This window comes from Aerosakkonema sp. BLCC-F183 (assembly GCF_041929145.1).
In the GTDB taxonomy this organism is placed as follows: domain Bacteria; phylum Cyanobacteriota; class Cyanobacteriia; order Cyanobacteriales; family Aerosakkonemataceae; genus Aerosakkonema.
In genome coordinates this window covers 29,030-46,792 of sequence record NZ_JBHFNU010000108.1, presented here as the reverse complement: position 1 = coordinate 46,792, position 17,763 = coordinate 29,030, and the positions used below count along the sequence as shown (strand labels likewise).

Sequence of the window (17,763 nt, the reverse complement as noted above, 5' to 3'; positions counted from 1 at the left end):
CTGTTGACAAAATATCACTTATATGATTACGAACCAGAAGCAGCCAGTTCCGCCAAACGTTCCTGCTGGTCTTTGCTAATGCAATTTTGAATTACCGCCTCTATGTCACCTTCCAAAACAGTGGTGAGAGTGTAATTCTGACCCAAACGGTGATCGGTAACGCGGTTATCCTTGTAGTTGTAAGTGCGGATCTTTTCCGATCGCTCCCCACTACCCACCTGAGAGCGACGCATCGAAGTCACCGCCTCCTGTTGTTCCCGCAGCTTCATTTCATACAGCTTGGCACGCAGAATTTGCATAGCCCGCTCTTTATTTTGCAGCTGAGAGCGTTCTTCCGTACAGAAAATCCGAATACCCGTAGGTTTGTGGATCAAATCAACAGCAGTTTCCACCTTGTTGACATTTTGCCCACCAGCACCGCCCGATCGAGCAGTCTTCATTTCAATATCCTTCGGGTCAATATGCACTTCCACATCATCTACCTCTGGCATCACCGCCACAGTAGCCGTTGAAGTATGAACCCGACCCCCAGCTTCAGTCACCGGCACCCGTTGTACCCGGTGAACTCCAGCTTCAAATTTCAGCTTGCTGTAAACTTGGCCGCCCTGAATTTCCAGAACAGCTTCTTTAAAACCGCCCATTTCTGCCAGCGACTCGCTCACCAATTTTACGCGCCAGCCTTGGCTATCCGCATACCGCGAGTACATCCGCAGCAAGTCACCCGCCCAAATACTAGCTTCATCTCCACCGGTGCCTGCGCGAATTTCCAACATGATATTCTTCTCATCATTGGGATCGCGGGGTAAAAGCAAAATTTTCAGGCGAGTCTCTAACTCTTCTATTTTGGACTCCAATTCATCTACCTCCAGGGCTGCCATTTCTTGCAGCTCTGGATCGCCATTTGCTTCCTTGTGAACTTGTTTAGCGCCCACCAACTCTTCCTGAGCGGTTTTCCACATATCGTAAGTGTTGACCACTTCTTCCAAAGAAGAGCGTGCCTTAGCCACTTTTTGATACTCGGTCGGGTCAGTGGCGATATCTGGATCTGCCAGACGCCGGTTCAGTTCGTTGAAGGTTTGTTCGACAGATTTTAGTTTGTTTAGCAGGTATGTTTCAGCCATAGTCAGTTGTCAGTTGTCAGTTGTCGTTTGTGAAAAATTAGGAGGGGTCGGTTGTCGGTAGAAAAAACTACAAACAACAAACTACAGACAATTGACTATCCTGCTACTTTTTATTTTTGCCGCCGGGAGCTGGTTTGGCTTGGCTATCGCCGCCTTCCAACATACCGTATTTACGCAAGAAGCGTTCCACCCGACCTTCGGTGTCGATGATTTTTTGAGTGCCTGTGAAAAAGGGATGGTTGCCAGACCAGACATCAACGTGAAGTTCTGGCTTTGTCGAACCGACGGTCATAACTACTTGACCGTTACAGTAGACTTTGGCATCGGGATACCACTTGGGATGAATATCGGGTTTTGGCATATTTCTTGTTTCCTTGAGATATTTCGCTAATTGGGCAATTAGTCAATAGTGAGTTGCGATCGCCATTGCAGATTTCAAATTTTAAATTTCAGATTTATCGAAATTTGCCATCTGCAATTTAAAATTTGAAATTTCTCGATCGGCAATAACTCCACTATTTTAACGCTTGGAGTACTGAGGTGCTTTGCGAGCTTTATGCAAACCGTATTTCTTGCGTTCTTTCGCCCGTGGGTCGCGGGTGAGATAACCTTCAGTTTTCAGGGGCTTGCGGTTATCTGGGTCTAACTGACACAGAGCTCTAGCTACTCCCAAACGAATCGCATCAGCTTGTCCCGCCACTCCACCACCGTGGGCGTTGACGAGGATATCGTATTCATTTTCCAATCCCAGCGTTTCTAAGGGAGCTTTAACGGCGGAAAGGAAACCTGTATTGAACTGGAGGTAAAGATCTCCAGCTTTTTGATTAATGAGTATTTGACCGTTACCGGGAACGAGGCGCACTCTAGCTACGGCAGATTTGCGGCGACCGGTGCCCCAGTACATAACGCGATCGCTAGTTTCAGTTGCTTGCATTAATCTTCTCCTGGAATAGTGTTAACTTTCAATTCTTGAGGTTTTTGCGCTTGGTGAGGATGGTCGGGGCCAGAGTACACTTTTAGCTTAGTAAACAAGCTTCTGCCCAGAGAATTTTTGGGTAGCATCCCGCGTACAGCGTGTTCGATAATCCTTTCTGGCAAACGCGCTTGCAGTTGGGCAAAATTTTCCGTCTTCATACCGCCCGGTCTGCCGGAATTGCGGCGGTACACTTTCTGAGTGCGTTTTTTACCGGTGACCGTGACCTTCTCGGCATTAACTACAATCACAAAATCACCTGTATCCAGATGAGGTGTGTAGTGGGGTTTGTTTTTTCCCCTTAGAACCATCGCAATTTCGCTGGCGAGTCTTCCCAAGCGCTGATTGGCGGCATCTACCAAGTACCACTGGCGCTCTGAGGTATTTTGAGGAGGTAGATAGGTTTTTTCCATAGTTTATTTGTGGGTTGTCAGTTGAGAGTTGTCAGTTGTCATTTGTCGGTAGTTTTTTTTATTAATGACCGAGACTGATGACTATTGACTGAATAAAAATTTGGGTTGTCGATCGAACCAGATTTCTGGAGGAAAGGGGAATTCTGGATAACCTACGCGCAACAGACACAACCCATGAGCTGGTGCGGCGTACTTTACTTCGTGACGAAGTTGGTTAACCCAAAGATTGGTGAAGTTATCGAGCGATCGTTCGCCTCGACCCACTTGCACCAGCAATCCCACCAGCAGCCTTACCATACCGTACAAAAATCCATTCGCTTGCACTTCGATGTAAACGAATGGCCCTTCGCGATATGTTTGTGCTTCCTGCACTTCTACCCAGGAATGAGCCCGACCGGAATTCGAGCGGTGAAAAGCAGCCAAATCGTGCTTGCCAATTAAAGGGTTGAGGGCTGCTTGCATTGCTCGTTCGTCTAGCGGCGCATAATAATAATGCCAAGCAAAGGGACGCACGAACAAGTTGGGTTGGCGATCGGTATAGATGGTATAACGATAGCGGCGATAGCTAGCGGAAAAGCGGGCGTGCCAAGTAGGGCTTACCTCAGCCGAAGCCAGAATTAATATATCCTTTGGCAGGTGAGTATTGAGAATTGTCGCCCACTTTTCTGGTGGGATAGTACCCGTAGCTTCAAAATGAGCTACTTGGGCAGCTGCGTGAACCCCTGAATCGGTTCTCCCAGCACCGTACAGGGTTACCGATCGATTCATCATCTCAGAAAGAACTTTTTCAATTTCTGCCTGTACCGATCGGTGTTCGGGCTGTCGTTGCCATCCATGAAAATGAGTGCCCAAGTATTGAATCACCAGGGCAACTCGCTGCGACGATTTTAGATTTTCGATTTGCGATTGAGGATATGTCATCGATCTCAAAATCTAAAATCCTCATCAATCAGACCAGTTCGATAATTGCCATTTCCGCATTATCCCCTCGGCGTCTGACAGTGCGGAGGATGCGGGTATATCCGCCCTGACGGTTGCCGTAGCGTTCGCCTACCTGTTCAAACAGCGCGTGAACCAACTGTTTATCGTAAAGATAGCCGATTGCTTGACGACGAGCTGCCAGAGTGCCATCTTTGGCCAGGGTAATTATCCTGTCTGCTTCCGAACGAACTGCTTTTGCCCTTGCTTTAGTGGTCTGAATCCGACCGTGACGCAATAATTGAGTTGTCAGAGCTCTGAGGAGAGCCCGACGCTGGTCGGCTGGCTTGCCGAGTTGAGGAACACGACGTCCGTGACGCATAACACTTCCTTTGTACCTGAATTAACGCAACACTCAATTAGTAGATGAAATCATCCGTTTGATTTGGCAGACTTTTCTGCTGGCAATGTGATTCCCAATCGTCGCTGTAAAGCTTCGATTACTTCTTCCGCAGACTTCTGACCGAAGTTTTTGATTTCCAGTAAGTCTTCTTGCGTGTAATCCAACAAGTCGGCTACTGAGTTAATCTGAGCCCGCTTCAGACAGTTATAAGCCCGCACCGATAGTTGCAATTCCTCGATCGGTATTTGGCTGGTGGGGTCTTCATCGTCTGATTTATCTGTGTCTATGGGTTGCAGATTCATGTTTGTCAGCGGGTTGAACAAATCCACGAGGATACCCGCTGCTTGCGATAGTGCTTCTTGGGGTGAAATACTGCCATTCGTCCAGATTTCCATCAGCAGTCGGTCTTTTTCTGCCGCACCATCACCGCGAATTTCTTCTACGCTGTAGTTGACTTTGCGAACCGGCATAAAAATGGCGTCAATCTGGAGAAAGTCTAAAGCAGCTGCTTCATCGTGCCCGCGATCGACCGATCTATAACCCTTACCTGTTTCCAGGCGGAATTCCATTTCCAGCTTAGCCCCTGCTGCCAATGTGGCTACGTACTGACTTGGATCGACTACTTCCACCTGAGAAGGCAAATCGAATTGTGACGCCGTTACCGTACCCGCTCCGGTGGCTACTAATCGGCCTATCTGCGGTTGGGAGTCATGGCTTTTGAAAACTATTTCTTTCATGTTAAGCAGGATCTCCAGCACATCCTCCCGCACTCCTGGAATCGTGGCAAATTCGTGATTGACTCCGGCAATGCGGACGGCAGTAACTGCTGTCCCCGGCAAGTTAGATAGCAGTACTCGTCGCAATGCGTTGCCAACTGTCGTTCCTTGACCCCGTTCCAGTGGCTCTAGGACAAATTTGCTGTATTGACCGCGATTTTTCTCAATGTTAGACTCGACACATTCAATTTGAAATTGCGCCACGTAACGATCCCCCTTCTTCCTCGATCCGGTGGAAGGCAGCACAAGCAGCCTCCCCTGTTTATTTCTGAGCTGAGTGTTCAGATGACTATTGCCATTGCCACTGTCTCCAGCTAGTGGGTTGGCAATATTTAAGGCAACCCACTCGCCAACTACAAGGATCGGTCTTGGCGACACCAGAGCCGGAAGCAAACCGCAGACCTAACATCCACCAGGCTGACCCTTGTGCTTTAAAACACTACAAAATTTTGTTGTGTCTAGACGCGGCGACGTTTGGGTGGGCGGCAGCCGTTATGGGGAATCGGTGTAATATCGCGAATCAACGTAATTTCCAGTCCAGCACCCTGAAGCGCTCGAATCGCGGTTTCGCGGCCTGCTCCCGGGCCGCTCACCATTACTTCTATCTGCCGCATTCCCTGGTCGATCGCTCGGCGAGCGGCTCCTTCAGCAGCTGTTTGAGCTGCAAAGGGTGTGCCTTTTTTTGCACCTTTAAAGCCACTAGAACCTGCTGATGCCCAAGAGATTACATCTCCATTCTGATCGCCGATCGTGACAATAGTGTTGTTGAAAGTTGACTGGATGTAGGCTACCCCGTTGGGTACGTTTCGCTTTTGCTTTTTTGCACCTGTTTTTCTGGTTGTTTGTCGTTGCGCCATATCGATCTATAAGCTTGGGTTTATCTTGAACAGCAGCTTGTATTGTTGCCTTGGTAATTTTACTTGTGGCTCAATTGAATGCTTACTTCTTCGCAGGTGCCTTTTTCTTACCTGCCACGGTTTGACGTCTACCGCGACGGGTGCGAGCATTAGTACGAGTTCTTTGACCTCTGACTGGAAGCCCCTGACGATGGCGGCGACCTCGGTATGTACCGATGTCGATCAGGCGCTTGATGTTCATCGCCTCCAAACGCCTCAGATCGCCTTCCACCTGGTAGTTGCTTTCGACTGCCGATCGCAATGCTGCTACTTCGGCATCGCTGAGCTCTTTAACACGGGTGTCCGGATTAATGTTGGTCGCGGCTAAAATTTCCTTAGACCGCGTTAGACCGATTCCGTAAATGTATGTCAGACCGATTTCGACGCGCTTATCGCGCGGAAGGTCTACCCCGGCAATCCTTGCCACGCTTTATCTCTCCCTATTTGTTTCGTTGGTACTAAAAATTGCAATTGTTTAGTATCCATATTCAGTGCTGGATACTGCTGATATGCTAACCCTGGCGTTGCTTGTGCTTGGGGTTAGAGCAGATAACCATAACTCTGCCCCGTCTGCGAATGACGCGGCATTTTTCACACATTTTCCGAACTGATGCTCGAACTTTCATGGCCTTTTCGGCTGGACTACAAACTATATATTATATCATTTCTTATCTTATTTGTCAGTTATTTATTTTGTCCTAACTAAAGATGGATTTTAATGCCAGAACCCCATTTACCTTACATACTTTTTACGGTGGTAAGCCAGGAGGCTTTTGTAAGGCGAGCGGGGGGTTTACTCTACTTTGACGCCATCTTCTGGCAAGATTTGGATGTAATTACGCCTCATCTTGCCAGAGATATACGCCAAAACGTTAAACCGATTATCCAGATTAACGCCAAACAGGTCATTGGGGAGGGACTCACTTACCATACCCTCCATCTCAATTAGGTCTTGTTTAGACAATTTGCTTTTTCCTTAAGGGTGCGCTTTTTGCTTTAGGTGAGTAAGCGCCGCGATAAGTAATCCGTCCCTTGGTCAAATCGTAAGGGGTTAGTTCTACCTTTACGCGATCGCCCGGCAATATCTTGATGTTATTGCGACGAATTTTGCCAGAGATGTGAGCCAGTACGTTAAACCCGTTATCCAGCTCAACGCGGAACATAGCATTAGGAAGAGACTCGGTAACAGTACCTTCCATTTCAATCAAATCTTGCTTAGACAGTGGATTTTTCCTCAACGCTACATTTTATCGAACAGGTTGGCCGAAATTATCTGCCGCAGACTATTTTAGGCATCTGAGCCCAAACTCCGCCACCCTTTAACATATTTTATCAAAGACTGACGAAATGTGCCTCCGTGAAAGGTTATGACACCGAGCGATTTTCTACTCTAAAGCGTTGATTTCAGGGATGCACTTGCCCATCCCTGAAATCAACGCCTAATTTTGCCGTAGCTATAGATCGATCGCTTTCTTAATTTCGGCGGTGACCTCTGTCATCGTGCGATCGCCCTCAATAGAAACCAGTTGCTGGCGATCGCGATAATAATCGATCAACGGAGCAGTTTGTTCCCGATAAACTTCCAGTCGGCGGCGAATCACTTCCTCTGTATCGTCAGGACGTCCCCGCCCCAGCAAACGGCGCACCAAAACTTCATCCGGTACTTCCAAGTTGACTACGCGATCGCAGTTCTGCTTCAGTTGTTCGAGCAGTTCATCCAAAAAGCCGGCTTGGGTGACATTGCGCGGAAAGCCATCTAGAATCCAACCATCCTGAGTATCGCTTTGATTGAGCCGCTCTCGCATCATATCCAGAATCAAGCTATCCGGAACCAACTCGCCTCGTTCTTGGTAAGACTTAGCTTTACTGCCCAGAGGAGTACCTTGCGCTACCTCATTTCTTAAAATATCACCCGTCGAGATATGGGGAATAGCACATGAATCGGCCAGCTTCTTAGCCTGAGTTCCCTTACCTGCACCGGGCGGGCCCAGAAAAATCAATCGCGTCACTCTTGTTTCACCATTCCTTCGTATCGCTGGGAGATCACGTAAGTTTGAATTTGTTTCGACGTATCAATTGCTACACCAACAAGAATCAACAGAGAAGTTGCTCCCAGTCCCCTGAACGTTCCCAAATTGGTAGCACTTTCAACTACCGTTGGCACAATTGCCACTGCGCCCAGGAAAATAGCTCCCAAAAGAGTTAGTCTGTTTAAAACCCGTTCCACATACTCGCTGGTAGCTTTACCGGGACGAATACCCGGAATGCTAGATCCCATTTTCTTCAGATTCTGTGCCAGATCCACAGGATTGACGATCAGAGAAGCATAGAAATAGCTAAAGAAAAGAATTAGGAACAGATAAGCCCCCACATAAATAAGACTGCCAGGGTGGAGATAGGTATTGGCGATTTTATTCAAAGTCTCATTTGGAAATAAATTTGCCAAAGAAGCTGGTAGAAACAGGACCGCAGATGCAAAGATAATCGGCATCACACCACCCTGATTCAATCGCAAAGGCAAATAGCTGCTTCTTTCCAAATACAGCTTACGTCCTACTTGGCGACGTGCGGAAACGATGGGAATTTTGCGGGTTCCTTCCTGTACGAAAACAATACCAACAATCATCACCAGGAAAACTACCAGCAAAATAATCACCTTACCGACAATTTCTCGGCCATCAGCCCGTCCAGCCGCATCTTGAGCTAATGCCAATGTAGCCCCGAAAGACTTGGGTATAACTGCCACAATGTTGAGGAAAATCAAAAGGGAAGCACCATTACCAACACCACGTTCGGTAATCAGCTCCGACACCCACATCACAAACATGGAACCAGCTGTCAGCGCTATCACCGTTTTGGCATAGAAGAAAAACCCCGGATTGGCAGTTTCTGCAAAAGGAGCAACCCAAATAGAAATACCGATACTTTGAATTACCGCCCATCCCAAAGCGACATAGCGAGTAATCTGAGAAATCTTGCGTCGCCCTGCTTCGCCTTCATTTTTCTGCAAATTTTCCAAGCTGGGCAGTGCTGCTGTCAGCAGCTGCATAATAATCGAAGCATTAATGTAGGGCAAGATTCCCAGAGCAAAAATTCCCAAAGCCACTATACCGCCGCCAGAGAAAAGATCCAACAAGCCTATTAAAGGACTGTTTTGAACCTGATCTTTAAATGCCTGTATGTTTATTCCCGGTACAGGCAAAAATACTCCCAGGCGCACTAAAATAAGCAAGCCAATTGTCACAAGCAGCCGGCCTCTGAGTCCGGCTGCTTGTGCCATTTGGGCAAAAGTTTCTTGAGCCGTTGGGGTTTTATCTCGACTGATCATAAAGGGTTACCTCTACGCGATCCTGGCACTGGCTGCAATTAATAAATTGAGGTTAGCCCCGGTTAGCTTCTACAACAGAGCAACTACCACCAGCCGCTTCAATTTTGCTGCGAGCTCCTGCTGTAAAAGCCGCTGCTTTCACTTGCAGCGAGACGTTAAGATTTCCATCTCCTAAAATTTTCAGCGGTCCCTTGTTGCTTGTGACAATGCCAGCACCGAGCAGCGATTCCAGGGTTACCTCAGTATTTGCAGGCAGTGATGCCAGCTTACTGACATTGATCGTAGTGTATTGGCGACGATTGATAACGGTAAAGTGCTTTAACTTGGGTATGCGCTTGTAGAGTGGCTGTTGTCCTCCCTCAAAACCCGGTCTGGTGCTACCGCCAGAACGGGATTTTTGACCGCGCATCCCCAAACCTGCACTGGCCCCCTGTCCGGCAGAAATACCTCTTCCTACCCGGCGAGGGCGATGTTTGGAGCCTTTTTTAGGCGTAGCATCATTTAATCTCATATTTTTGGTCACGGGTCATTGGTCAATCATGTCATCGGTCAGCGGTTATCAGTCATGGTTTTTGATGACTCATAACGATCGTGACTATGAGAAGAGATTCTCGATCGGCACACCGCGATCTTGGGCAACTTCGGAAAACGTTCGCAGGGTTTCCAAGGCGTTAACGGTCGCTCTGGCGTTGTTGAGCGGATTGTTGGAACCGAGCTGTTTGGCCAGGACGTTGCGAACACCCGCCAACTCCAACACGGTGCGGACAGCGCCACCTGCAATTACCCCCGTTCCCGGTGCTGCCGGTCGCATCATAATCTTCGCACCACCACCGTCACCTTGAGCTGGATGGGGAATTGAGTTTGATTTGGTGAGGGGTATTTCAACCAGGTGCTTTTTGCCATCGGCGACTCCCTTACGGACAGCACCGATCACATCGCTGGCTTTACCAACTCCGACGCCGACTGTACCGCGTTCGTTACCGACGACGACAATGGCGCGGAAGCTCAGCTTTTTACCACCTTTTACTACTTTGCTAACGCGGCGGATTTGGATTACCCGCTCTTGCCAGGTGGTTTCTTTTTCTTTAGTGCGGCTGCTTTTTTTACGAGTTTTTTCTTTTTCCGCCATAGTTTTTTCCTTTTTTTTTGTCATTTGTCATTTGTCAAAAGTCATTTGTCATTTCCTCATGACTGATGACTGATGACAGGATTGACAACTAGAAGTCTAAACCGGCTTCCCTAGCTGCGTCGGCGAGAGCTTTGATCCGACCGTGGTAAAGATTGCCGCCGCGATCGAATACGACTTTTTCAATACCCGCTTCGCGAGCTCGCTGTGCAATCAATTTGCCTACCTGCGTCGAAGCATCGCAATTGTAGCCAGCTTTTAATTCTGCTTTTAAGTCTGGCTCGACTGTCGAGGCGGCTACGAGGGTATGGTGCTTGGTGTCGTCGATCACTTGGGCATAAATATGCTGGTTCGATCGAAACACAGCTAAGCGAGGACGTTCTGGTGTTCCAAAGACTGTGCGACGGATGCGGCGATGCCGACGCTGCTTCGATTCTATGCGACTCAGCTTCATTTCTTCCCTGCCTTGCCAGCTTTACGTCTGACTACTTCACCGGCATAACGAATGCCTTTGCCTTTATAAACTTCTGGTGGGCGGACGGCGCGAATTTTGGCTGCTAAGTTACCCACAAGTTCTTTATCGATGCCACTGACGGTGATATTGACGTTGCCATCAACGGCCATTTGGGTGCCAGCGGGCGGTTCTATTTTGACCTCGTGGCTGTAACCTACAACCAAAACGAGATTGCGACCGTCAACTCTGGCCCTGTAACCAACACCTTGAATTTCCAATTTTTTCTGAAAGCCTTGTGAGACTCCCTCAACCATGTTGGCTACTAGGGTGCGACATAAACCGTGAAGTTGACGGAGGCTGCGAGACTCATTTTCTCGCACAACCTGCAAAGTTCCGCCGTCTTGCACTACAGTTATCCCTGCTGGCAGAACTCTAGAAAGTTCTCCTTTCGGCCCTTTTACAGCAACGTGTTGGTTGTCTATTGTCACCGATACTTTATCAGGAACAGCGATCGGGCGCTTACCGATACGAGACATAACGTTTTTGTCCTTTGTCAGTTATCAGTTGTCAAAAGTCAATGATTCAAAAGTCGGAAAGTAGGTGACTGATGACCGATGACTCTTGACCGAGTTACCAAACGTAGCAAAGTACTTCACCACCGATTCCCTGGCGTCGCGCTTCCCGATCGGTCATAATCCCACTGGGAGTGGAAATTATGGCGATGCCGATGCCACCGAGAACTCGCGGTAATTCTTTGCGGTTCGAGTAAACTCGCAATCCAGGCTTGCTTACTCTTCTCAATTTGGTGATGATGGGCTGACGATTTTTTCCTTTGTATTTCAAAGAAATCACCAGCTCTTTCTTGACTCCTTCGCCATTTTCTTCGTACTCGCCGATAAAGCCCTCTTCTTTGAGGACTTTTGCAATGCTGCGAGTCATTTTTGTGGACGGTACCGCTGTTTTTTGATGCCGCGCTAAATTTGCATTGCGGATGCGCGTCAGCATATCTGAAATTGTGTCGTTCGACGCCATCGTCTCCTCCTTATCGATCGCTGAAAGGCATCCCAAAAGCTTTAAGCAAGGCGCGACCCTCTTCGTCTGTTTTCGCAGTCGTGATGATCGAAATATCCAGACCTCGAATTTGATCGATTCTGTCGTATTCGATTTCTGGAAAAATCAGCTGCTCTCTTACGCCCAGACTGTAGTTACCGCGACCGTCAAAGCTTTTGGGACTAATACCTCGAAAGTCGCGGATGCGGGGTAGCGCTAGGTTGACTAATCTATCGAAAAAGGCATACATCCGATCTCCCCGCAGCGTCACCATAATGCCGACGGGCATACCTTGGCGAATTTTGAAACCTGCGATCGCTTTTTTGGCTCTTGTGACTACAGGTTTTTGACCTGCGATCGTGCCAATTTCATTCAAGGAAGATTCCAGTGCCTTAGCGTTTGCAGCTGCATCGCCCAAACCTCTGTTGAGGGTAATTTTCACCAGTTTCGGCACCTGATGGATGTTTTTGTAATTGAACTGTTCCTTTAGTTTGGGAACAATGTTCTCTTGATACTCGGTTTTCAGTCGTTGAGTCATTGTCTTCGTTTCTCTATCTTCCTGGGCTTGGTCAGGAAGGCGATTCCGGTAAATTTCAAATTTCACATTTCAAATTGCAGATTTAATTAAATCTGAAATCTCAAATCTCCAATCTGAAATTCTTGCATTTATTTGTCTATAATTTCGCCAGTTTTCTTCAGCACCCGTACTTTCTTACCTTCTTCGGTATAGGTGTAGCCGACGCGACTGGCGACGTTTTGCTTCGTGGAATAAAGCATCACGTTAGAACTGTGAATCGGTGCTTCATAGGTAGTAATCCGACCCGATTCACCTTCTTGCTGAGGTTTAACGTGTTTGGTTTTGATGTTAACCCCTTTGACGATTACCTTACTTAATTTCGGAAACGTCCTTAAGATTTCACCGACTTTGCCTTTATCTTTACCAGAGATAACTTGAACGGTGTCACCTTTTTTGACGTGCATTTTGTAACGCACCGAATTATTGCCTGCTTTTTTAGCAGATGCTTGACCAATGCCACGATTAGCCATTACAGCACCTCCGGAGCTAGGGATACGATTTTGGTATAGTTCTTATCGCGCAGTTCCCGCGCTACGGGGCCAAAAACGCGGGTGCCTCTGGGGTTGCCATCTGCGTTGATGATTACGGCGGCATTATCGTCAAAACGAATGCTCATACCGCTTTCGCGACGCAAACCTTTGCGAGTGCGGACAATCACCGCTCGCACTACATCTGATTTCTTCACCCCCATATTGGGGATGGCATCTTTGACGACGGCGATAATTACATCACCGACATTGCCATAGCGGCGATTTCCGGCACCTAATACCCGGATACACATTAATTTGCGGGCACCGCTATTATCAGCAACATTGAGATAAGTCTGGGGTTGGATCACGGCTTTGCTAGATTGCTAAAAAGCTAATCGCTAATCGGTAAATTTCAAATTTTAGATTTCAAATTTTAAATTTCATAAATTTGCCATCTGCCATCTGAAATCTGAAATTTCCGATTAGGCTTTATTCGAGCTGAGAATTTCAATGACTTGCCAGCGTTTGGTGCGGCTAAGGGGACGGGTTTCGCGAATGCGGACGCGATCGCCCTCACGACATTTGTTTTCTTCATCGTGAGCCTTATACCGTTTTGTACGCACCACAATTTTTTGGTACTTGGGGTGGGGAGAGCGGTTTTCTACTGCTACCACCACGGTTTTATCCATTTTGTCGCTGACAACTAAGCCAACTCTTTCTTTAACTGCCATTGCCACTTCCTCCTATTGCGCGACTGACCCGGTGGTACTCGCGGATTTTTGGGCAGCCATTTTTCGTTCGTGTTCTACTGTCAGCAACTGAGCTATTTTGTGCTTCGTGTGCTTGAACTGATGAGGCTTTTCCAACTGACGAGTTGCTTTTTGCAGGCGTAGCTGAAACAGTTGTCGCTTTGCCTGAATAATTTGTTCTGCCAGCTCTTCATCGCTCAATTTTCTGGCTTCTTCAATCTTGGGAAGAGACATAGTTTATACATTCTCCTCAGAGCGCATGACGAACTTGGTTTTAATTGGCAACTTAAAGGAAGCCAAACGCATTGCTTCGCGAGCTGTCGCTTCGGTAACGCCTGTAATTTCAAACAGTATTCGTCCCGGTTTGACTACAGCAACCCAAAATTCAGGCGAGCCTTTACCGGAACCCATCCGGGTTTCTGCCGGACGCATGGTGACTGGTTTGTCGGGGAAAATGCGAATCCAAATTTTGCCACCCCTACGAATGTAGCGGGTCATGGCACGACGGCTGGCTTCGATTTGACGAGATGTGATCCAGGCTGGTTCTAGCGCTTGCAGACCGAAGTCACCGAAGTTAAGTTCGCTACCTCTGGTGGCCAACCCTTCCATGCGCCCGCGCTGTTGTTTGCGGAATTTAGTTCTTCTAGGACTTAACATGGCTTGTCATTGTGCTGGTAATTGGGAATGAGAATTTTGGATTTTGGATGAGAGGGTTTTGGATTGCTTTTGCATCTAAAAATCTCAAATCTCAAATCTAAAATTTAAAATTACCCATCATTGGAACGGTCTTCAAATTGCTGACGGCGTTTGCCTTGACGACGGCGAGGCGTACCTGGGGCAACAGCAGGAGCGACTTCTTCTTGTCCGGGAATGATTTCGCCTTTAAAGATCCACACTTTGACACCAAGAATGCCGTAGATAGTCTTGGCGGTACGGTAAGCGAAATCAATATCTGCCCGTAAGGTATGTAGGGGTACTCTACCTTCCCGCGTCCATTCTGTCCGAGCGATTTCTGCGCCGTTGAGGCGACCGCTTACTTGTACTTTGATTCCCTGAACTCCAGCACGCTGGGCGCGTTGAATTGCTTGACGAACAACTCGACGGAAGGAAACCCGACGTTCTAGTTGTTGAGCGATGTATTCGGCAATTAGACCGGAATCGGCATCTACTCGCGCTACTTCGACGACGTTGATGCGAATTTGACGGTTGCTGCCCAGTTCTTCTTGGAGACCGGTTCGCAAGGTTTCAATACCAGTGCCGCCGCGACCGACAACTACACCGGGTCTGGCGGTGCGAATTTCTAAGTCGATTTGATCGGCTTTGCGTTCGATTCGCACGTCGGAAATGCCGGCGTTAGCCAGATTTTTTTCGACGTAGTTGCGAATTTTGTAGTCTTCTTGGAGTAGCTCTGGGTAGCGATCGGGGTCGGCATACCAGCGCGAGCGATGTTCTTGGATTATGCCCAGTCGAAAGCCAACTGGATGAATCTTTTGTCCCATATCGATTTTAGATTTTAGATTTTAGATTTTAGATTTCAGATTTCAGATTAAATTTGCCATTTGAATTCTGAAACCTAAAACTTGCAATTGCTATTTCTCTGCTGCTTCCGCGACGGCGACGGTGATATGACAGGTGGGCTTGCGAATTTGGTAAGCTCGACCCTGAGCCCTTGGCCGGAAACGCTTTAATGTTGCGCCTTGGTCTGCGTAGGCTCTGCTGACTACTAACTTGGCCGGATCTAAACCTGCGTTGTGTTCGGCATTGGCGACGGCGGAGCGCAGCACTTTGAGAACTGGTTCGCAAGCTTTATAGGGCATGAACTCCAGAACGATGAGCGCTTCCCGATAGGAGCGGCCCCGAATTTGGTCGAGGACGCGGCGCACCTTATGGGGAGACATACGAATGTAGCGTGCGATCGCCTTAATTTCTGTGGTATCGGTTGCCATAGATTTCTCCATCTTTGTCATCAATCAAGAGTCATCGGTCAAGAGTCATTATTCATAGTTAATCGTTGATTGTTTATTGTTGACTATTAACCGCAGACTAACAACTAACAACTGACAACTGACTAATGACTAAGACAAACTATCTCTTCGCCTTTTTATCGCCCTTCGCGTGTCCTCTGAAGGTGCGCGTGGGGGCAAATTCACCCAATTTGTGTCCCACCATCTGATCGGAAATATAAATCGGTACGTGAGTTCTGCCATTGTGTACGGCGATCGTGTGACCGACCATTTGAGGTAAAACTGTTGAAGCCCGCGACCAAGTTTTGATGACTTGCTTTTCGTTTCTGGCATTCAACTTTTCAATTTTGCTGAGCAGATGGTCTGCGACAAAAGGCCCTTTTTTTAATGAACGACCCATAGTTCGATTTTAGATTTTGGATTTTGGATTTTGGATTTTGGATTTTGGATTTTAGATTTTGGATTTTTTTATTTGTCAATCTAAAATCTAAAATCTCAAATCTAAAATTCTTATGATTCCCGACCGCCACGTCCGCGCTTGGAGGCTTTGCGACGACGACGCACTATTAAGGAACTACTCGGTTTTTTAGGTTTGCGCGTTTTGGCACCCAAGGTAGGTTTACCCCAAGGGGTTACTGGCCCGCTTCTACCGATCGGCGCTCTACCTTCTCCACCGCCGTGGGGGTGATCTACTGGGTTCATGACGCTGCCTCTAACTTTAGGCCGGCGACCTTTCCAGCGATTTCGACCTGCTTTGCCGGTACTCAAGTTTCTGGCATCTAGGTTCCCCACCTGGCCGATGGTAGCGTAGCATTCCTTCAGTACCATACGGACTTCGCCGGATGGCAGCTTGAGGGTGACATAGTTGCCTTCTTTAGCTACTACTTGAGCGGTCGCACCAGCAGCTCGAACGATTTGTGCGCCTCGACCTGGATAGAGTTCGATGTTGTGGACGCTGGTACCTAACGGGATATTGCTCAGCGGCAGAGCGTTGCCAACTTCGATCGGCGAATCCGGCCCAGAAACGATCGTCGTCCCCACTTTCAAACCATTGGGGTGCAAAATATAGCGCTTTTCGCCGTCCCGATAGTACAGGAGTGCAATGCGAGCATTGCGGTTGGGGTCGTATTCAATCGCAGCTACTTTAGCTGGAATATTGTACTTGTCGCGACGAAAATCGATGATGCGGTAAAGACGCTTGTGTCCGCCACCCCTACGTCGGCTGGTAATCACACCGCGATTGTTGCGGCCTTTTTTGCGATGTTTCGATACCGTTAGCGAAGGCTCTGGCTCGCTGCGGGTGATTTCAGCAAAGTCGGAAACTGTACACTGGCGCGTACCGGGGGTGTATGGCCGATAAGAACGGGTACCCATAACTAAAAGATGAAAGTATGTGAATTTTGTGCTTGATGGGGTGAAGCGTAATTTCAAATTGCAGATTTCAAATTGCAGATTTAATTTAAATTTGAAATTTGAAATCTAAAATTTGAAATTCCCTATACTTCTGGGAACAGAACTTGTCGGATTTTTTCCCCGTCGCCGGATGCCAAGGTGACTATGGCTTTTTTGTACTGAGCTTTAAACCCAACAAATTTGCCAACCCGACGCTTTTTGCGTGGCGGTGTAACGGTATTCACTGCCTTTACTTTGACATCGAACAATTGTTCGATCGCTGCTTTTATTTGTGTTTTTGTTGCCTTGGGAGCTACTTCAAATGTGTATTTTTCTTGCTCCATCAGCATAGTGGCTTTTTCAGTTACCAGGGGGCGGCGTACTAAATCTGCCAGTGTCCGCAAAGTATTGTCAGGCATCGTACACCTCCTGAATTTTGGCCAAAGCGGATGATGTTGTCACTACTTTGTCTGCCCAGAGCAGATCGTATACATTCAATTGGTTGGCCGGTGTCATCTTCAGTCTGGCAATATTGCGAACTGACAAATATACGATCGGCGCTGGTTCTGACACGATCAACAGGACTTTTGCGTCTTCTGGCACGCCCCAGCGCTGCATCGCTGCCACTAACTCCTTAGTTTTTGGTCTGGGCAGCTTTTCCACAAATTCTTCTACCACAACCAAATCTTCCGCTCTGCTCATCAAAGCCGTTCTCAAAGCTAACCGCTTTTCTTTGCGGTTCATCTTCACTTCAAAGTCTCTCGGCTTTGGCCCAAAGATGACACCACCACCGCGCCACAGGGGAGATCTGATCGAACCTGCACGAGCGCGACCTGTTCCTTTTTGCCGCCAGGGTTTGCGACCTCCGCCTCTAACTTCCGATCTCGTTTTGGTGCTGGCAGTTCCTTGCCGCGCATTGGTCATTTGGCGTATTAGCGCCCGGTGGACGATGTGAGCTGCGTTTTCTTCTTTGGCTACTTTCAGTTCCAAAGACGCTTGCCCGACTTCTTGTCCTTCCCAGTTTCGCACCACACAGTTAACCATATTCTTCGTCCTCTGTCAGTTGTCAATTGTCATGTGTCAGTTGTCATATGTCATATGTCATAAGTATTTCTTTCATGACATGACTGATGACTGTTGACTAATGACCGTG

At 47.9% G+C, this 17,763-nt stretch carries 31 protein-coding genes; all 31 read right to left on the bottom strand.

The window, feature by feature from the left end:
• Positions 1-26: 26 nt before the first annotated feature.
• Positions 27-1,121 (bottom strand): peptide chain release factor 1, encoded by a 1,095-nt coding sequence (gene prfA, locus ACE1CD_RS31880; RefSeq protein ID WP_374792285.1) that lies wholly within the window; start codon positions 1,119-1,121, stop codon positions 27-29.
• A 103-nt stretch (positions 1,122-1,224) separates the two neighbouring features.
• Positions 1,225-1,482, bottom strand: coding sequence for a 50S ribosomal protein L31 (gene rpmE / locus ACE1CD_RS31875; protein WP_374792283.1), 258 nt, complete (start codon positions 1,480-1,482; stop codon positions 1,225-1,227).
• Positions 1,483-1,641: 159 nt separating this feature from the next.
• The gene (gene rpsI / locus ACE1CD_RS31870) at positions 1,642-2,055 is read right to left on the bottom strand and encodes a 30S ribosomal protein S9 (protein ID WP_190460848.1); all 414 of its coding nucleotides are present in this window, start codon (positions 2,053-2,055) and stop codon (positions 1,642-1,644) included.
• Positions 2,055-2,507, bottom strand: coding sequence for a 50S ribosomal protein L13 (gene rplM, locus ACE1CD_RS31865; protein WP_374792280.1), 453 nt, complete (start codon positions 2,505-2,507; stop codon positions 2,055-2,057). Before rplM ends, rpsI begins: the two co-directional genes overlap by 1 nt.
• 81 nt (positions 2,508-2,588) lie before the next feature.
• Positions 2,589-3,428: a tRNA pseudouridine(38-40) synthase TruA gene (gene truA, locus ACE1CD_RS31860; protein ID WP_374792278.1), complete on the bottom strand. Its 840-nt coding sequence runs from the start codon at positions 3,426-3,428 to the stop codon at positions 2,589-2,591.
• A gap of 28 nt (positions 3,429-3,456) precedes the next feature.
• Positions 3,457-3,807 (bottom strand): 50S ribosomal protein L17, encoded by a 351-nt coding sequence (gene rplQ / locus ACE1CD_RS31855; RefSeq protein WP_190460853.1) that lies wholly within the window; start codon positions 3,805-3,807, stop codon positions 3,457-3,459.
• Between the two features lie 50 nt (positions 3,808-3,857).
• Positions 3,858-4,808 carry a DNA-directed RNA polymerase subunit alpha gene (locus ACE1CD_RS31850; RefSeq protein WP_190460856.1) on the bottom strand — a complete coding sequence of 317 codons (951 nt, stop codon included), beginning with the start codon at positions 4,806-4,808 and terminating at the stop codon, positions 3,858-3,860.
• Between the two features lie 254 nt (positions 4,809-5,062).
• The gene (gene rpsK / locus ACE1CD_RS31845) at positions 5,063-5,461 is read right to left on the bottom strand and encodes a 30S ribosomal protein S11 (RefSeq protein WP_190460858.1); all 399 of its coding nucleotides are present in this window, start codon (positions 5,459-5,461) and stop codon (positions 5,063-5,065) included.
• Positions 5,462-5,543: 82 nt separating this feature from the next.
• Positions 5,544-5,927 carry a 30S ribosomal protein S13 gene (rpsM, locus tag ACE1CD_RS31840; protein ID WP_374792275.1) on the bottom strand — a complete coding sequence of 128 codons (384 nt, stop codon included), beginning with the start codon at positions 5,925-5,927 and terminating at the stop codon, positions 5,544-5,546.
• Between the two features lie 85 nt (positions 5,928-6,012).
• On the bottom strand, positions 6,013-6,126 hold the full coding sequence (gene rpmJ / locus ACE1CD_RS31835) for a 50S ribosomal protein L36 (RefSeq protein WP_071776899.1): 114 nt from the start codon (positions 6,124-6,126) through the stop codon (positions 6,013-6,015).
• A gap of 167 nt (positions 6,127-6,293) precedes the next feature.
• The gene (infA, locus tag ACE1CD_RS31830) at positions 6,294-6,464 is read right to left on the bottom strand and encodes a translation initiation factor IF-1 (RefSeq protein ID WP_374792273.1); all 171 of its coding nucleotides are present in this window, start codon (positions 6,462-6,464) and stop codon (positions 6,294-6,296) included.
• Positions 6,457-6,723, bottom strand: coding sequence for a translation initiation factor IF-1 (gene infA, locus ACE1CD_RS31825; protein WP_374792510.1), 267 nt, complete (start codon positions 6,721-6,723; stop codon positions 6,457-6,459). The genes infA (ACE1CD_RS31830) and infA (ACE1CD_RS31825) overlap by 8 nt, the downstream gene beginning before the upstream one ends.
• A gap of 231 nt (positions 6,724-6,954) precedes the next feature.
• Entirely contained in the window at positions 6,955-7,509 is a 555-nt protein-coding gene (locus ACE1CD_RS31820; RefSeq protein ID WP_374792271.1) for an adenylate kinase, read from the bottom strand.
• Entirely contained in the window at positions 7,506-8,828 is a 1,323-nt protein-coding gene (gene secY / locus ACE1CD_RS31815; RefSeq protein WP_374792269.1) for a preprotein translocase subunit SecY, read from the bottom strand. Before secY ends, ACE1CD_RS31820 begins: the two co-directional genes overlap by 4 nt.
• Before the next feature lie 52 nt (positions 8,829-8,880).
• Positions 8,881-9,339, bottom strand: a complete 459-nt coding sequence (gene rplO / locus ACE1CD_RS31810; protein ID WP_374792508.1) for a 50S ribosomal protein L15 — start codon at positions 9,337-9,339, stop codon at positions 8,881-8,883.
• A gap of 84 nt (positions 9,340-9,423) precedes the next feature.
• Positions 9,424-9,957, bottom strand: coding sequence for a 30S ribosomal protein S5 (rpsE, locus tag ACE1CD_RS31805; protein WP_190461141.1), 534 nt, complete (start codon positions 9,955-9,957; stop codon positions 9,424-9,426).
• Between the two features lie 88 nt (positions 9,958-10,045).
• On the bottom strand, positions 10,046-10,408 hold the full coding sequence (rplR, locus tag ACE1CD_RS31800) for a 50S ribosomal protein L18 (protein WP_190460867.1): 363 nt from the start codon (positions 10,406-10,408) through the stop codon (positions 10,046-10,048).
• Positions 10,405-10,944 carry a 50S ribosomal protein L6 gene (rplF, locus tag ACE1CD_RS31795; RefSeq protein WP_190460869.1) on the bottom strand — a complete coding sequence of 180 codons (540 nt, stop codon included), beginning with the start codon at positions 10,942-10,944 and terminating at the stop codon, positions 10,405-10,407. The genes rplR and rplF overlap by 4 nt, the downstream gene beginning before the upstream one ends.
• A 94-nt stretch (positions 10,945-11,038) precedes the next feature.
• The gene (rpsH, locus tag ACE1CD_RS31790) at positions 11,039-11,440 is read right to left on the bottom strand and encodes a 30S ribosomal protein S8 (RefSeq protein WP_190460871.1); all 402 of its coding nucleotides are present in this window, start codon (positions 11,438-11,440) and stop codon (positions 11,039-11,041) included.
• A gap of 10 nt (positions 11,441-11,450) precedes the next feature.
• Entirely contained in the window at positions 11,451-11,996 is a 546-nt protein-coding gene (rplE, locus tag ACE1CD_RS31785) for a 50S ribosomal protein L5 (RefSeq protein ID WP_190460874.1), read from the bottom strand.
• A 128-nt stretch (positions 11,997-12,124) separates the two neighbouring features.
• A complete protein-coding gene (rplX, locus tag ACE1CD_RS31780; protein WP_242056995.1) occupies positions 12,125-12,505 on the bottom strand; it encodes a 50S ribosomal protein L24 in 381 nt (126 codons plus the stop codon).
• Positions 12,505-12,873, bottom strand: coding sequence for a 50S ribosomal protein L14 (rplN, locus tag ACE1CD_RS31775; protein WP_190460876.1), 369 nt, complete (start codon positions 12,871-12,873; stop codon positions 12,505-12,507). Before rplN ends, rplX begins: the two co-directional genes overlap by 1 nt.
• A gap of 114 nt (positions 12,874-12,987) precedes the next feature.
• Complete coding sequence (gene rpsQ / locus ACE1CD_RS31770; protein WP_190460878.1) at positions 12,988-13,236, bottom strand: 30S ribosomal protein S17; 249 nt, start codon at positions 13,234-13,236, stop codon at positions 12,988-12,990.
• Between the two features lie 12 nt (positions 13,237-13,248).
• Positions 13,249-13,488 (bottom strand): 50S ribosomal protein L29, encoded by a 240-nt coding sequence (gene rpmC, locus ACE1CD_RS31765; protein WP_190460880.1) that lies wholly within the window; start codon positions 13,486-13,488, stop codon positions 13,249-13,251.
• Between the two features lie 3 nt (positions 13,489-13,491).
• The gene (gene rplP / locus ACE1CD_RS31760) at positions 13,492-13,911 is read right to left on the bottom strand and encodes a 50S ribosomal protein L16 (protein WP_190460882.1); all 420 of its coding nucleotides are present in this window, start codon (positions 13,909-13,911) and stop codon (positions 13,492-13,494) included.
• A gap of 110 nt (positions 13,912-14,021) precedes the next feature.
• Complete coding sequence (rpsC, locus tag ACE1CD_RS31755; RefSeq protein ID WP_374792263.1) at positions 14,022-14,753, bottom strand: 30S ribosomal protein S3; 732 nt, start codon at positions 14,751-14,753, stop codon at positions 14,022-14,024.
• Between the two features lie 90 nt (positions 14,754-14,843).
• The gene (rplV, locus tag ACE1CD_RS31750) at positions 14,844-15,200 is read right to left on the bottom strand and encodes a 50S ribosomal protein L22 (RefSeq protein ID WP_374792261.1); all 357 of its coding nucleotides are present in this window, start codon (positions 15,198-15,200) and stop codon (positions 14,844-14,846) included.
• Positions 15,201-15,339: 139 nt separating this feature from the next.
• Entirely contained in the window at positions 15,340-15,618 is a 279-nt protein-coding gene (gene rpsS / locus ACE1CD_RS31745; RefSeq protein WP_190460889.1) for a 30S ribosomal protein S19, read from the bottom strand.
• Between the two features lie 110 nt (positions 15,619-15,728).
• Positions 15,729-16,592 (bottom strand): 50S ribosomal protein L2, encoded by an 864-nt coding sequence (rplB, locus tag ACE1CD_RS31740; RefSeq protein ID WP_374792259.1) that lies wholly within the window; start codon positions 16,590-16,592, stop codon positions 15,729-15,731.
• Between the two features lie 122 nt (positions 16,593-16,714).
• The gene (locus ACE1CD_RS31735) at positions 16,715-17,029 is read right to left on the bottom strand and encodes a 50S ribosomal protein L23 (RefSeq protein WP_374792257.1); all 315 of its coding nucleotides are present in this window, start codon (positions 17,027-17,029) and stop codon (positions 16,715-16,717) included.
• Positions 17,022-17,654: a 50S ribosomal protein L4 gene (gene rplD / locus ACE1CD_RS31730; protein ID WP_374827319.1), complete on the bottom strand. Its 633-nt coding sequence runs from the start codon at positions 17,652-17,654 to the stop codon at positions 17,022-17,024. Before rplD ends, ACE1CD_RS31735 begins: the two co-directional genes overlap by 8 nt.
• Between the last annotated feature and the right edge of the window lie 109 nt (positions 17,655-17,763).